This is a genomic window from Pseudomonas sp. BLCC-B112 (genome assembly GCF_028550695.1).
In the GTDB taxonomy this organism is placed as follows: Bacteria; Pseudomonadota; Gammaproteobacteria; order Pseudomonadales; family Pseudomonadaceae; genus Aquipseudomonas; species Aquipseudomonas danubii.
Window position 1 is genome coordinate 1 of record NZ_JAQQGK010000001.1, and the last position, 14,571, is coordinate 14,571.

Sequence of the window (14,571 nt, forward strand, 5' to 3'; positions counted from 1 at the left end):
GGTTTCCCCATGTGAGAGTAGGTCATCGTCAAGATTAAATTCCGAAACCCCAATTGCGAAAGCAATTGGGGTTTTGTTTTTGCGCGACAGAAAAGCTGCAGCGGTTTCTCTTCCGCTCTTTGCTCGGTCCGGCTGCCACCGTCCCGTGACAGTGCTAAGGTTCCGGCCTAGCTTTTTGTATTCTCCAAGGAAGCCCTTATGCCGGACGCCTCGTCCCTCACCCCAGGTTTTATGGTGGTTCACGGTAACCGCCTGGACGAGTTGCGCAGCCTGGTGGTCAGCTGGATGCGGCGCTACCCGCTGGCCCCTCTGGAAAATGAAATCGCCCTGGTGCAGAGCAATGGCATCGCGCAATGGCTGAAGTTGGCCCTGGCTGAAGATCCTGAAGAGGACGACTCCGGCGGTTGCGGCATTGCCGCCGCCATCGATGTGCAATTGCCTGGCAGCTTCATGTGGCAGCTTTATCGTCTGGTATTGGGACGCGATGAAATCCCGCCTAAATCCCTTTTGGACAAAGCCCCGCTGACCTGGCGTCTGATGCGCCTGCTGCCAGAACTGATCGATGAGCCCCACTTCGAACCCCTGCAGCGCTTCCTGACCCACGACAGTGATTTGCGTAAACGCTACCAACTGGCAGAGCGCCTTGCCGACCTGTTCGACCAGTACCAGGTCTATCGGGCCGATTGGCTGGAGGACTGGGCCGCTGGACGCCATTCACTGCGTAACGTTCGTGGCGAAGCCAAAGCCCTGACCCCGGCCAACTGCTGGCAAGCCGAACTGTGGCGAGCACTGCTTCTGGATGTGGGTACCGAGGGCATGGCCCAGAGCCGAGCCGGAGTCCACCAACGCTTTATCGAGCGGATCAATAACCTGGATCAAGCTCCCGCTGGCCTGCCGTCACGGGTGATCGTTTTCGGTATTTCTTCCTTGCCGGCCCAGGCCTTGGAGGCTTTGGCCGGATTGGCCCGTTTCAGCCAAGTCCTTCTCTGTGTGCACAACCCCTGTCGCCATCACTGGGCGGACATCGTTGCCGACAAGGATCTGCTGCGCCATCAGTACAAACGCCAGGCGCGCAAAGCCGGTATGCCACTGGCCCTGGACCCGCAAACCCTGCACCAGCATGCCCATCCGTTGCTGGCCGCCTGGGGCAAGCAGGGCCGTGACTACATCAACCTGCTGGACAGCTACGACGACCCCAACAGTTATCGCGCGGCTTTCCGCGATGGCCGCATCGACCTGTTCAGCGACAGCCAGCCACGCACCATGCTTCAGCAGCTGCAGGACGATATCCTCGAGCTGCGTCCCCTCAACGAGACTCGCGAACTGTGGCCCGAAGTCGATCTCCAGCAGGACCAGTCGATCCGTTTTCACATTGCCCATAGTGCCCAGCGCGAGGTGGAAATCCTCCACGACCAGCTCCTGGCACGCTTCAGCGCCGAGCCCGACCTGCGGCCTCGCGACGTCATCGTCATGGTCCCCGACATCGACAGCTACGCCCCGCATATCCGTGCGGTATTCGGCCAGTTGGAGCGTGATGACCGACGTTTCATTCCCTTTACCCTCACCGACCAGGGACAGCGCGGTCGCGACCCGTTGCTGATCGCCGTCGAACACCTGCTCAAACTCCCGGACAGCCGCTTCCCGGTCAGTGAGATTCTCGACCTGCTGGACGTCCCGGCATTGCGTGCGCGTTTTGGTGTCGATGAAGCCGACCTGCCTACCTTGCACCGCTGGATCGAAGGTGCCGGCATCCGTTGGGGCATGAACGCCGAACAACGTGCCGAATTGGGACTGCCCCAGGAGCTTGAGCAAAACAGCTGGCGTTTCGGCCTGCGCCGAATGCTCCTGGGATATGCGGTCGGCCGCTCCGATGCCTGCGACGGCATTGAGCCTTATGACGAAATCGGCGGCCTGGATGCCGCGCTGATCGGCCCCTTGGTCGCACTGCTGGATGCCCTGCAGATTGCCTACCAGCAACTCACTCAGCCTGCTGTGCCAGCCCAATGGGGCGAGCGCCTGCAGCACTTGCTGGAACAGTTCTTCCTGGCTAGCACCGAGCATGACGATTACCTGTTGGGCCAGCTCGAGGACCTTCGGGAAAACTGGCTGGAAACCTGCGACTCCGTCGGTCTGCAAGATCAATTGCCCCTGACCGTGGTGCGTGAAGCCTGGCTGGCGGGCCTTGATCAGGGCCGCTTGTCCCAGCGCTTCCTCGCCGGCGCCGTGAATTTCTGCACCCTGATGCCGATGCGTGCAATCCCCTTCAAGCTGGTGTGCCTGCTGGGCATGAATGACGGTGACTACCCACGGGCGCAACCGCCCCTGGACTTCGACCTGATGGGCAGCGACTACCGCCCCGGCGACCGTTCCCGACGCGAAGATGACCGCTATCTGCTGCTCGAAGCGTTGCTCTCAGCCCGGTACCAACTCTATGTCAGTTGGGTTGGCCGCAGCATTCGCGATAACAGCGAACGGCCTGCCTCGGTGCTGATCGGCCAGTTGCGCGATCATCTGGCCGGTGGCTGGCGATTGGCCGATGCGCAGCAGTCCCTGCTTGAGGCCCTGACCCAGGAGCACCCGCTGCAGCCCTTCAGTGCCCGCTACTTTCATGACAATGACGTCCTGTTCAGTTACGCCCGGGAGTGGCAGGTATTGCATCAGGCCCCGGCAAAAACCGGCACCACCGAACGCCTCGAGCCTTATGTACAGGATGAGCCCTTGAGCCTGGCCCAGTTGCAGGATTTTCTGCGCAACCCGGTACGGCACTTTTTCAGCCAACGGCTCAAGGTGTTTTTTGAAGCCATGGAAGCACCACTGGCTGACGAGGAGCCCTTTGTCCTCGACGCCCTGCAACGATACAGCCTGAGCGACAGCTTGCTGGAGGCCGCATTGAGTGATGCCGCACACCCGGATCAGGCCTTGCAGGCCCAGGCGCAAAGGCTGCAAGCCAGCGGCCTGTTGCCTATGGCCGGTTTCGGCGAGTGCCTGCAGCGCGAACTGATGGAGCCCCTGCCGGATTTGTTGCAGCGCTACCGGCAACTGCTGGATCTGTGGCCAACCCCGGTCACCAGTGCATTGCCTGTCAGCCTGGAATTGCAGGGTGTGCGCCTGGAAGGCTGGTTGAGCCACCTGCATCAACGGGCGGATGGCGGACTATTGGCCGTGACCACCATTCCCAACGGCATAGGTTCGCTCAAAACCCGCAAATGGCACCGCTTGATCAAGCCCTGGATCAACCATCTGCTGGCCTGCGCCAGCGGTTACTCCCTGACCACCGCGTTGGTGGCCAGCGATGACAGCCTGCTGTTGCCGCCGTTGGAACAGGATCAGGCTCGGGCGGTCCTCGGCAATCTGCTGCTGGCCTGGCAATCGGGCATGCGTCAGCCACTGCCGGTGGCTGTCAAGACTGCCTTCGCCTGGCTGGGCCAGACCGATCCTGACAAAGCCGCTGCCGCGGCCCGCAAGACCTACGATGGCGATGGTCAGAACAGTGAAGGCGAGCGTCGAGAAAGCCCGGCATTGGCTCGGCAATTCGCCGACTACAACGCCCTGATCGCTGATGAAACCTTCAGCGGCTGGGCCGAGACACTCTATCGCCCCCTGCTGGACGCCCCCTGGCGTTCAGCCCTCGGCGAGGAGGCCGGCGCATGACTCAACAAGTCCCTCTGGCCCTGGCCTTCCCCCTACGGGGCAGCCAACTGATTGAGGCCAGTGCCGGCACCGGCAAGACCTTCACCATCTCCGCGCTCTATCTGCGTCTGGTGCTGGGCCACGGTGGCGAGTCCGCAGGCTTTGGTCGCGAATTGCTGCCACCGCAGATCCTGGTGGTGACCTTCACCGATGCGGCCACCAAGGAATTGCGCGAACGCATCCGCACCCGTTTAGCGGAGGCCGCACGTTTCTTCCGTGACGAAACCAGCGCCCCCGACAGCCTGATCGTCGAGCTGCGGGAGCAGTACCCCGCCGAACAATGGGCCGCCTGCGCCAACCGCCTGGACATCGCCGCGCAGTGGATGGATGAGGCCGCCGTCTCCACCATTCACAGCTGGTGCCAACGCATGCTCCGCGAGCACGCTTTCGACAGCGGCAGCCTGTTTACCCAGACCCTGGAAACCGACCACAGCGATCTGCTGGGTCAGGTGCTGCGCGATTACTGGCGCTTGTTCTGCTATCCGATGCAGGGCGATGCGCTCAACTGGGTGCGCTCCAACTGGGTCGGCCCGGCCCAATTGCTGCCCCGGGTGCGGGCAATGTTCGGCAGCGAGCGTCGTGAGCCGTCGGAACAGACCCCCAGTGAATTGATCGAAGCCTGTTTGCAGGAGCGTCGGGAAGCGCTGGTGCAACTCAAGGCGCCCTGGCGGCAATGGGCGGTGGAGTTGCGGGAGATCTGTCTGCAAGGCGTTGCCAGCAAGAGTGTCGACGGCCGCAAGATGCAGGCCCGCTTCTTCGAGCCCTGGTTTGAAAAGATCATTGCCTGGGCCGAGGACGAATCCGTTGAGCAGTTGGATATTGGCACCGGCTTCACCCGCCTGACCCCAGACGGAATGAGCGAGGCCTGGAAAGGTGAAGCTCCGCAGCACCCGGGGCTCGATGCGATGGCTGGACTCAAGGCCAGCCTCGACGCCTTGCCCAGCCCGGACGCCGCAGTCTTGCAGCATGCAGCGCAGTGGGTCGGTGCGCGTTTTGAAGAAGAGAAGCGTCGCCGCGCCGAAATGGGCTTTGACGATATGTTGCTGCGTCTGGACAGCGCCCTGCAAAGCGACGGCGGCGAGCGCCTGGCGACTCTGATCCGCGAGCAGTTCCCGGTGGCCCTGATCGACGAGTTCCAGGACACCGATCCGGTGCAGTACCGGATCTTCGAAAGTATCTACCGCATCGAGGCCAACGATCCCGAAACCGGGCTGTTCCTGATTGGCGACCCCAAGCAAGCGATCTACGCCTTCCGTGGCGCCGACATCTACACCTACCTGCGGGCCCGCCAGGCCACAGCGGGACGCTTGCATACCCTGGGCACCAACTTTCGTTCCAGCCAGGCCATGGTCAGTGCGGTCAACCATGTGTTCCTGCAAGCCGAACAGCGCCAGCAAGGGCAGGGGGCCTTCCTGTTTCGCGAAGAGGATGGCGAGAACCCGGTGCCCTTCCTGGCGGTAGCCGCTCAGGGCCGCAAGGAACGCCTGCAGGTGGATGGCCAAGCGGTACCGGCGCTGAACTTCTGGCAACTGCCCTCGGAGCAGCCGCTGTCCGGGGCCCAGTATCGCCAGCAGCAGGCCGCGGCCTGTGCCAGTGCCATTGTCGATCTGCTCAATGGCGGTCAGCAGGGGCGCAGTGGTTTTGCCCGCGACCAGCAGGAACTCAAGGGCCTGTTGCCGGCGGATATCGCCATCCTGGTCCGCGACGGCAAGGAGGCCCAGGCGGTGCGCGGTGAACTGGCCGCCCGCGGGGTGCGCAGCGTGTACCTCTCGGACAAGGACTCGGTGTTCGCCGCCCAGGAAGCCCGGGACCTGCTGGTGTGGCTCAAGGCTTGCGCCGAACCGGATGTGGAGCGTCCGCTGCGGGCCGCCCTGGCCTCCCTGACCCTGAACCTGTCCCTGGTGGAACTGGAGCGGCTGAACCAGGACGAACTGGCCTGGGAAGCCCGAGTCATGCAGTTCCGCGGATACCGCACGATCTGGCGCAGCCAGGGCGTGCTGCCGATGCTCCGACGCTTGCTCCATGATTTCCAACTGCCCCAGGCGCTGATGGCCCGCAGCGACGGCGAGCGGGTGCTGACCAATCTCCTGCACCTGTCTGAGTTGTTGCAGCAAAACGCTGCGGAACTGGACGGTGAACAGGCGCTGATCCGCCATCTGGCCGAGCATCTGGCGTTGTCCGGGCAGGCCGGTGAAGAGCAGATCCTGCGCCTGGAAAGCGACGAGCAACTGGTCAAGGTGGTGACCATCCACAAGTCCAAGGGCCTGGAGTACCCCTTGGTGTTCCTGCCCTTCATCTGCTCCACCAAACCGGTGGATGGCAGTCGCCTGCCGCTGCATTACCACGATGCTGCCGGCAAGGCCCAGGTCAGTTTGCGACCGACGCCGGAGCTGATCGCCCAAGCCGATGAGGAGCGTCTGGCGGAAGATCTGCGTCTGCTCTACGTGGCCCTGACCCGGGCCCAGCATGCCTGCTGGCTGGGAGTGGCCGACCTCAAGCGCGGCAACCACAGCAGCTCGGTGTTGCACTTGTCGGCCCTGGGCTACCTGCTTGGCGGCGGTGCCCTGTTGGGCGAGTCCAAGGGATTGCTGCGCTGGCTCCTGGACTTGCAGCAAGGCTGTGAGGCCATCGGTGTCAGCGAGCTGCCTGCGGCCGATGACCAGCGCTTTTACCCACCGCGCAATGACGCCAGGCTGCTGGCCCCGTTGCAGCCGATTCGACGGGCGGCGGAGAACTGGTGGATCGCCTCCTACAGTGCCTTGCGCATCAGCGATACCTTGGGCAGCGGCAGCACCGAAGCACCGGAAAATCCCCAGGCACAGAAGCTCTTCGACGATGAGCGGCTGGACCCCGAGGCCCCTCGGGAAGTCGTCGCCAGTGGTGGCGATATTCACCGGTTTCCCCGGGGCCCGAACCCCGGCACTTTCCTCCACGGTCTGCTGGAATGGGCCGGGGAGGAGGGTTTTGCCGCCGCCCCCGCGGTGATCGAGGATGCCATCGCCCGCCGTTGCAATCGTCGCGGCTGGCAAGGCTGGATTTTGACCCTCAGCGATTGGCTGCAGCACTTGTTGCAGGCGTCCCTGCCTGTGGGGGATGGGCAACCGCCAGTGGTACTGGGGAGACTGACCCAGTACCGGGTCGAAATGGAGTTCTGGTTTGCCAGCCACAAGGTCGACGTGCTCAAGCTCGACGAGCTGGTGCGCCAGCAGACCCACCAGGGCGCGCCTCGGGTCACCGCCGAGCCGGTGCTGCTCAATGGCATGTTCAAGGGCTTCATCGACCTGACATTCGAACATCAGGGCCGCTATTACGTGGCCGACTACAAATCCAACTGGCTGGGCGTGGACGACGCGGCCTACACCGAGCAGGCCATGGAACAATCGATTCTCGACAACCGCTACGACCTGCAATACGTGCTCTACCTGCTGGCGCTGCACCGGCAGTTGAAGGCCCGGCTGGCGGACTACGATTACGATCGGCACATCGGCGGCGCCTTGTACCTGTTTTTGCGCGGTAGCCGCTCCGCGAGCCAGGGCGCGTACTTTGCCCGGCCGCCACGGCAGTTGATCGAACGCCTCGACCGCATGTTCCAGGGCCAGCCCGAGCCGCCCAAGGCCGAGCCCGCCTGGGAACAGGGAGTGCTGTTATGACCCAGGATCTGTTTGCCCAGTTGGCCGAGCCGCCAGCGCCCCAGTTAGAGCTGGCGCCCCTGGCTCGCGCCGAAGACCTGCTGTTGTTGTTAGAGCGCTGGGTCGAGCGCGGCTGGCTGCGGGCCCTGGACAAGGCTTTTGTCAGTTTCCTCCATGAGCTGGACCCCGGCTGCGATCCGTTGGTGCTCATGGCCGCGGCCCTGACCAGTCACCAGTTGGGTCATGGGCATGTCTGCCTGGACCTGTTCGAAACCCTCAAGGAGCCGGATTTCGCTCTGTCGCTGCCGCCTGAAGGGGATTCGCAAGGCGGTGCCACGGTGCTGCCTTCCCAGGTGTTGGCGAATCTGGAGGGGGCTCACTGGTGCAAGGTCCTGGCCGGCAGTCGGCTGGTGGCCCTGTCGGCTGATCACGGCGAGGCGTCCCAGCAGCGGCCGTTGGTGCTGTCCGGAAAGCGCCTGTACCTGCGGCGCTACTGGGCCTATGAACGGCGGATCGACAATGCCCTGCGCCAGCGCCTGGCGTCGACGGAAGCAACTCCGGAGAATCTGGCCCAGCGCCTGGACGGGCTGTTTGGCCCGGCCAAGGCTGCCGGGCCCATCGATTGGCAGAAACTCGCCTGCGCCCTGGCGACCCGAGGCGCCTTCAGCATCATCACCGGTGGCCCCGGCACGGGCAAAACCACCACCGTGGTGCGTCTGCTGGCATTGCTCCAGGCCCCGGCGGTGGAGGCGCGCAAACCCTTGCGCATTCGTCTGGCGGCGCCCACTGGCAAGGCCGCGGCCCGCCTTACCGAGTCCATCAGCCTGCAAGTGCGGTCCCTGGCAGTCGCCGACGAGGTACGGGAAAAGATCCCCAGCGAGGTGACCACGGTGCACCGCTTGCTGGGCAATCGCCCGGGCACCCGGCATTTCCGCCACCACGCTGGCAACCGTCTGCCCCTGGATGTGCTGGTGGTGGACGAAGCTTCGATGATCGACCTGGAAATGATGGCCAATCTGCTGGACGCCTTGCCCATTCATGCCCGCCTGGTGCTGCTGGGAGACAAGGATCAACTGGCGTCGGTGGAGGCGGGGGCGGTGCTCGGTGACCTGTGTCGCGATGCCGAGGCCGGCTGGTACAACCCGCAGACTCGCGCCTGGCTGGAAGCGGTCAGCGCTGAGAACCTGGGCGCCAGCGGCTTGCAGGAAGACACCGGGCACCAGCATCCCCTGGCGCAGCAGGTGGTGATGCTGCGCCACTCCCGGCGCTTCGGCGAAGGCAGTGGCATTGGCCAGCTGGCGCGCTGGGTCAATCAACAACAGGCCGAGGAGGCCCGGCGCCTGCTGGCGGCTCGCAGCCATGCGGACTTGTACAGCTTGAGTCTCAAGGGCGAGCAGGACCGAGCCCTTGAGCGCCTGTTGCTGGAAGGCCACGGCGAGGGGCCACAAGGCTATCGGCATTACCTGAATGTGCTGCGCAGTCAGCGTCCACCCGCGGACACCGCCCTGGAAGACCGCCGCTGGACTGATTGGGCGCGCAACGTCCTGCAGGCCTTCGATCGCTTCCAGTTGCTCTGTGCCGTGCGCAAGGGGCCGTGGGGCGTCGAAGGATTGAACCTGCGGATCACCCAGGCATTGTTCAAGGCTCGGCTGATCGACAGCGACCAGCAATGGTACGAAGGTCGCCCCGTGCTGATGACCCGTAACGACTATGGTCTGGGCCTGATGAACGGCGATATTGGCATCGCCCTCAAGCTGCCGGAACATGAGGGGCCGCAAGCCGGGCGTCAGGTGCTGCGGGTAGCTTTCCCGCGCAACGATGGCCAGGGCGGGGTACGCCTGGTACTGCCGAGCCGGCTCAATGATGTGGAAACGGTCTACGCCATGACCGTGCACAAGTCCCAGGGTTCAGAGTTCGCCCATACTGCGCTGATCCTGCCCGACGCCCTGAACCCGGTGCTGACCAAGGAATTGATCTATACAGGAATCACCCGGGCCAAGGATTGGTTCAGCCTGATCGAGCCTCGGGCCGGGGTGTTTGAAGAGGCGGTGCGGCGCAAGGTCAAGCGCCTTAGCGGGTTGATGCTGGAACTGGACTGAGCACTGCGTTGCTGTCCAGTGCCCAGCACCGTTTTGGGGCGCTGGGCTCGCTGCATTTTCCCGGGCTGTGCTATCGTTGCGGCATCATTTCCGTGAAATTCAAAGAGAATCCCTGCATGGACGTGGCTGTCTTCAGGACAGAGCGCATTTTGGGGTGGAGGCAGTGTGTACTGTCGACCATTCTTTGCCTGTTCAGTCTGCTTGCCATTGCGCAGCCAGAGCCGTCAGCCTCTACCAGCCTGGCGGAACAGCGGGCCAAGGCAGTGACGCAAGTGGTGCTGGGTATCCTCAGCTACGCTCGCTGGCCCGTGGAACCTGCAGAACTGCGCCTGTGCGTGGTAGGCCCGACCGAATACACCGACGATCTGCTCAAGGGCACTACTCAGGCTACCGGCCGTCCGGTGCTGGTGCGTCGCTTGTTGGCCAGCAGCCCGGCAATCGTCAGTGAGTGCGACTCGGTCTATGTCGGCAAACTGAGCAACGATGAACGGAGCCGCCTGTTCAATTCGCTGATCGGCCAACCCGTGCTGAGCATCAGCGAGGGGGGCGATCAGTGCACCGTTGGTAGCCTGTTCTGCCTGCGGGTCAGCGACAACCAAGTGTCGTTCGAGGTCAACCTGGATTCAGTGGCCCGCAGCGGGGTGAAGATCCATCCCAGCGTGCTGCAACTGTCGCGTCGTCGCCCGGCGGCGCCATGAAGCTGTTCAAGCCCAACGCCCGCCCGACCCTGCGGTCGTTATAGGTCGCGGTCACCTGATCGTCGCCCTGTTGGCGATCTCCATGGCCAGCCTGTCCCTGACCTTCCTCGGGGTCCTGGCATTGCGCGTCTATGCCGATCACAACCTGCACCTGATTGCCCGGTCCATCAGCTACACCGTGGAAGCGGCGGTGGTGTTCAACGACAGTGTGGTGGCCACCGAGGCCCTGGCCCTGATTGCCTCAACCGAAGAGGTGGCCGATGCCAAGGTCTATGACAACCAGGGCCGTCTGCTGGCCAGTTGGCAACGTCCAGAAAGCGGTCTGCTGACCCGTCTGGAAATGCACGTTGCCAGTGCGATCCTGGAAAAGCCCATCAGCTTGCCGATTCTTCATCAGAACCGAGAAGTGGGCAGCGTCAATGTCACCGGCCATGGCGGCAGTCTGCTGCGCTTTCTGCTCAGTGGTCTGGTGGGTATTGTGCTTTGTACCGCCTTGAGTGCCTGGGTGTCGCTGTACCTGGCACGCCGGCAACTGCGGGGGATCACCGGGCCCTTGCGCAGCCTGGCGGAAGTGGCCCACGCGGCGCGGCGCGAGCGGGCCTTTGATCAGCGGGTGCCGCCGGCGGAAATCGCTGAACTGGACAACCTCGGCAACGACTTCAATGCCCTGCTCGATGAGCTGGAAGCCTGGCAGACTCACCTGCAAAGCGAGAATGAGACCCTGGCTCACCAGGCCAGTCACGACAGCCTGACCGGCCTGCCCAACCGGGCGTTTTTCGAGGGCCGGCTGATTCGTGCACTGCGCAGCGCCAACAAGCTCAACGAGCGCATGGCGGTGCTGTTTCTCGACAGTGACCGGTTCAAGGAAATCAACGACAACTTCGGCCACGCCGCGGGTGATGCGGTGCTGGTGGCGGTTGCCACGCGAATTCGCGCGCAACTGCGTGAAGAGGATCTGGTGGCCCGGCTGGGCGGCGACGAATTCGCCGTGCTGCTCAGCCCGCTGCACCGGGTTGAAGATGCCCAGCGCATCGCAGACAAAATCATCCACAGCATGGACATGCCGATTCAATTGCCTGGCAACCTGTCGATCATGACGTCGCTGAGCATCGGCATTGCCGTGTACCCGGATCATGGCGTGACTCCCGGCAGCCTGTTGAACGCTGCCGATGAGGCCATGTACCACGCCAAGCGCGGCTCGCGAGGCGGGCAACACACAGTGGGGGCGGAGCTCCCTATCGTTCAGGTTCAAAACAGGAGCTAATTCCCTTGTTCTCAATGACGCAACGTACGGTTCGACTGTTCAGCACCCTGGTATTGATGGCCCTCTTGGCCCTGACCGGCTGCCAGAGCGTGCCGCCCAAAGGTCTGACTCCACAGCAGATCGCGGTACTGAAACAGGAGGGCTTCGAACTGACGGATGAAGGCTGGGCCTTCGGCCTGTCGGGCAAGGTGCTGTTTGGCAGCGATGTGGAGACCCTGAACCAGGCCAGCACCGAGATCGTCCAGCGTATCGGCAAGGCCCTGCTCAGTGTGGATATCCAGAAGGTCCGGGTCGATGGCCACACCGACGCTTCGGGCAAGGAGGCCTACAACGTGCAGCTTTCCGTGCGCCGGGCCAAGAGCGTGGTCAAGGTGCTGACCCAGGTCGGCATGCGTGAAGAGAACATCCAGCTGCGCGGTCTGGGCAGCAGCGAGCCGGTGGCTTCCAACAGCACCGCAGCCGGGCGCACCGAGAACCGCCGGGTGTCGATCGTGGTGATCGCCGACTGATCGGCGATCCACATTTTTGCGGCTTTAGCTTGGCGGTCGCTAAAGATCAGGGGGCGGCGAACAGCATGCTGCGACTGTCCCCCATGAGCAGCGGCCGATTCTGCTCGGTCACCTCGCGGATGTAATCCCACAACAGGGTAATCCGCTTCAGTTTGCGCAGGTCTTCGCGGCAGTACATCCAGAATTGCCGGGTCAGGTTGATCTCCTTGGGCAGCACCGGCAGCAGGCGCGGGTCCTGGGCCGCCAGGAAGCACGGCAGGATCGCCAGCGAGCGGCCCTGCTGCGCCGCCACGTACTGGGCAATGACGCTGGTGCTGCGCAGGTTGGCGCTGGCCCCGGGCACCACATTGGCCAGGTACAGCAGCTCGGAACTGAACGCCAGGTCGTCCACGTAGCTGATGAATTGATGCTCACTCAGGTCCCCGGGGCGGCGGATCGGCGGGTGGCGGTCGAGGTATTCCTGGGTGGCGTACAGCTGCAGGCGGTAGTCGCACAGCTTGCAGCACACGTAGGGGCCGTGCTCCGGGCGTTCCAGGGCAATGACGATGTCCGCCTCGCGCTTGGACAGGCTGATGAAGTGCGGCAGCGGCAGGATGTCCACTGAGATCGCCGGGTACTCATCGAGGAAGTGGCTCAACTGCGGGGTGATGAAGAAGCTGCCGAAGCCCTCGGTGCAGCCCATGCGTACGTGTCCGGACAGCGCCACGCCAGAACCCGAGACCTGCTCGCACGCCATGTGCAGGGTGCTTTCGATGGACTCGGCATACCCCAGCAGGCGCTGGCCCTCGGCGGTCAGAACAAAACCGTTGGTGCGGGACTTTTCGAACAACAGGGTGCCCAGGGCGGTTTCCAGCGAACCGATGCGTCGCGACACCGTGGTGTAGTCCACCGCCAGGCGCTTGGCCGCGCTGCTGGCCTTGCGGGTGCGCGCCACTTCGAGGAAAAACTTCAGGTCGTCCCAGTTCAGGGTGCTTAGCGAGGTGATGTTTTTTTGCATGATGGACCGGTTTTTATGTGCGTTCTTATTAGAAGTTTGCACATCTATACTCCAAAAACCGTCCGACACCAACTCGCGACAGCCCCTCTTTCAAGGCGCTTGCCCGCCTTGGTTCCCTGCATAAGAACTCAAGAAGTCAGGAGACCCCATGAACGCATCCCTCAAGCCCGACGGCACCACCCTGCAACAGGTCAAACTGCTGATCGACGGTGAATGGGTCCAGTCCCAGAGCCAGGAATGGCACGACATCGTCAACCCGGCGACCCAGGAAGTGCTGGCCAAGGTGCCCTTTGCCACGGCCGCTGAAGTCGATGCCGCGATCGCCGCCGCCCAGCGCGCTTTCCAGACCTGGAAACTGACTCCGATCGGCGCGCGGATGCGCATCATGCTCAAGCTCCAGGCCCTGATCCGCGAGCATTCCAAGCGCATTGCCGCAGTCCTCAGCGCCGAACAGGGCAAGACCCTCGCCGACGCTGAGGGTGACATCTTCCGCGGCCTGGAAGTGGTGGAGCATGCCTGCTCCATCGGCACTCTGCAGATGGGCGAGTTCGCCGAGAACGTCGCCGGCGGAGTGGACACCTATACCCTGCGCCAGCCGATCGGTGTGTGCGCCGGGATCACCCCGTTCAACTTCCCGGCGATGATCCCGCTGTGGATGTTCCCGATGGCCATCGCCTGCGGCAACACCTTCGTCCTCAAGCCTTCCGAGCAGGACCCGCTGTCCACCATGCTGCTGGTGGAGCTGGCGGTGGAAGCCGGGGTCCCGGCCGGCGTGCTCAACGTGGTGCACGGCGGCAAGGACGTGGTGGATGCGCTGTGCACTCACAAGGACATCAAAGCCGTGTCCTTCGTCGGTTCGACCGCGGTCGGCACTCACGTCTATGACCTGGCGGGCAAGCACGGCAAGCGCGTGCAATCGATGATGGGCGCCAAGAACCACGCCGTCGTGCTGCCCGACGCCAACCGCGAACAGACCCTCAATGCCCTGGTGGGCGCAGGCTTCGGCGCTGCTGGTCAGCGGTGCATGGCCACCTCGGTGGTGGTGCTGGTGGGCGCCGCTAAACAATGGCTGCCGGACCTCAAGGCCCTGGCACAGAAACTCAAGGTCAACGCCGGCAGCGAGCCGGGCACCGATGTTGGCCCGGTGGTGTCCAAGCGCGCCAAGGCGCGGATTCTGGAGCTGATCGAAAGCGGCGTGAAAGAAGGCGCCAAGCTGGAGCTCGATGGCCGCGGCATCCAGGTCCCGGGCTACGAGCAAGGCAACTTCATCGGCCCGACCCTGTTCTCCGGGGTGACCCCCTCTATGCAGATCTACACCCAGGAAATCTTCGGCCCGGTGCTGGTGGTGCTGGAGGTGGACACCCTGGATCAGGCCATCGCCCTGGTCAACGCCAACCCCTTCGGCAACGGCACCGGCCTGTTCACCCAGAGCGGTGCGGCGGCGCGCAAGTTCCAGAGCGAAATCGACGTCGGCCAAGTGGGTATCAACATCCCGATTCCGGTGCCGGTTCCGTTCTTCAGCTTCACCGGCTCCCGCGGCTCCAAGCTCGGTGACCTGGGCCCGTACGGCAAGCAAGTGGTGCAGTTCTACACTCAGACCAAGACCGTCACCGCCCGTTGGTTCGACGATGACAGCGTCAACGACGGTGTGAACACCACCATCAGCCTGCGTTGAGGAGCCTGAC

Annotated in this window: 7 protein-coding genes and 1 pseudogene; 7 read left to right on the forward strand and 1 reads right to left on the reverse strand. The window is 63.5% G+C overall.

Annotated elements, in window-relative coordinates:
• The first annotated feature begins 198 nt into the window (after positions 1-198).
• The 6 genes and pseudogenes from recC (at position 199) to PQT43_RS00030 (ending at position 11,889) form a co-directional block, all read left to right on the forward strand.
• The gene (recC, locus tag PQT43_RS00005; protein ID WP_272753364.1) at positions 199-3,651 is read left to right on the forward strand and encodes an exodeoxyribonuclease V subunit gamma; all 3,453 of its coding nucleotides are present in this window, start codon (positions 199-201) and stop codon (positions 3,649-3,651) included.
• Positions 3,648-7,340, forward strand: coding sequence for an exodeoxyribonuclease V subunit beta (recB, locus tag PQT43_RS00010; protein WP_272753365.1), 3,693 nt, complete (start codon positions 3,648-3,650; stop codon positions 7,338-7,340). The genes recC and recB overlap by 4 nt, the downstream gene beginning before the upstream one ends.
• A complete protein-coding gene (recD, locus tag PQT43_RS00015) occupies positions 7,337-9,418 on the forward strand; it encodes an exodeoxyribonuclease V subunit alpha (protein ID WP_272753366.1) in 2,082 nt (693 codons plus the stop codon). The genes recB and recD overlap by 4 nt, the downstream gene beginning before the upstream one ends.
• Positions 9,419-9,534: 116 nt before the next feature.
• Positions 9,535-10,116 carry a YfiR family protein gene (locus tag PQT43_RS00020; protein ID WP_102861706.1) on the forward strand — a complete coding sequence of 194 codons (582 nt, stop codon included), beginning with the start codon at positions 9,535-9,537 and terminating at the stop codon, positions 10,114-10,116.
• Positions 10,113-11,380, forward strand: a pseudogene (locus PQT43_RS00025) (diguanylate cyclase domain-containing protein). Before PQT43_RS00020 ends, PQT43_RS00025 begins: the two are co-directional and overlap by 4 nt.
• Positions 11,381-11,394: 14 nt before the next feature.
• The gene (locus tag PQT43_RS00030) at positions 11,395-11,889 is read left to right on the forward strand and encodes an OmpA family protein (RefSeq protein WP_102878270.1); all 495 of its coding nucleotides are present in this window, start codon (positions 11,395-11,397) and stop codon (positions 11,887-11,889) included.
• A 46-nt stretch (positions 11,890-11,935) separates the two neighbouring features.
• Here the strand turns inward: PQT43_RS00030 and PQT43_RS00035 are convergent, their stop codons facing one another.
• A complete protein-coding gene (locus tag PQT43_RS00035; RefSeq protein WP_110595943.1) occupies positions 11,936-12,886 on the reverse strand; it encodes a LysR family transcriptional regulator in 951 nt (316 codons plus the stop codon).
• Positions 12,887-13,034: 148 nt separating this feature from the next.
• Here PQT43_RS00035 and PQT43_RS00040 point away from each other — a divergent pair, with 148 nt between their 5' ends.
• Positions 13,035-14,561 (forward strand): CoA-acylating methylmalonate-semialdehyde dehydrogenase, encoded by a 1,527-nt coding sequence (locus PQT43_RS00040; protein ID WP_267269339.1) that lies wholly within the window; start codon positions 13,035-13,037, stop codon positions 14,559-14,561.
• Positions 14,562-14,571 lie beyond the last annotated feature (10 nt).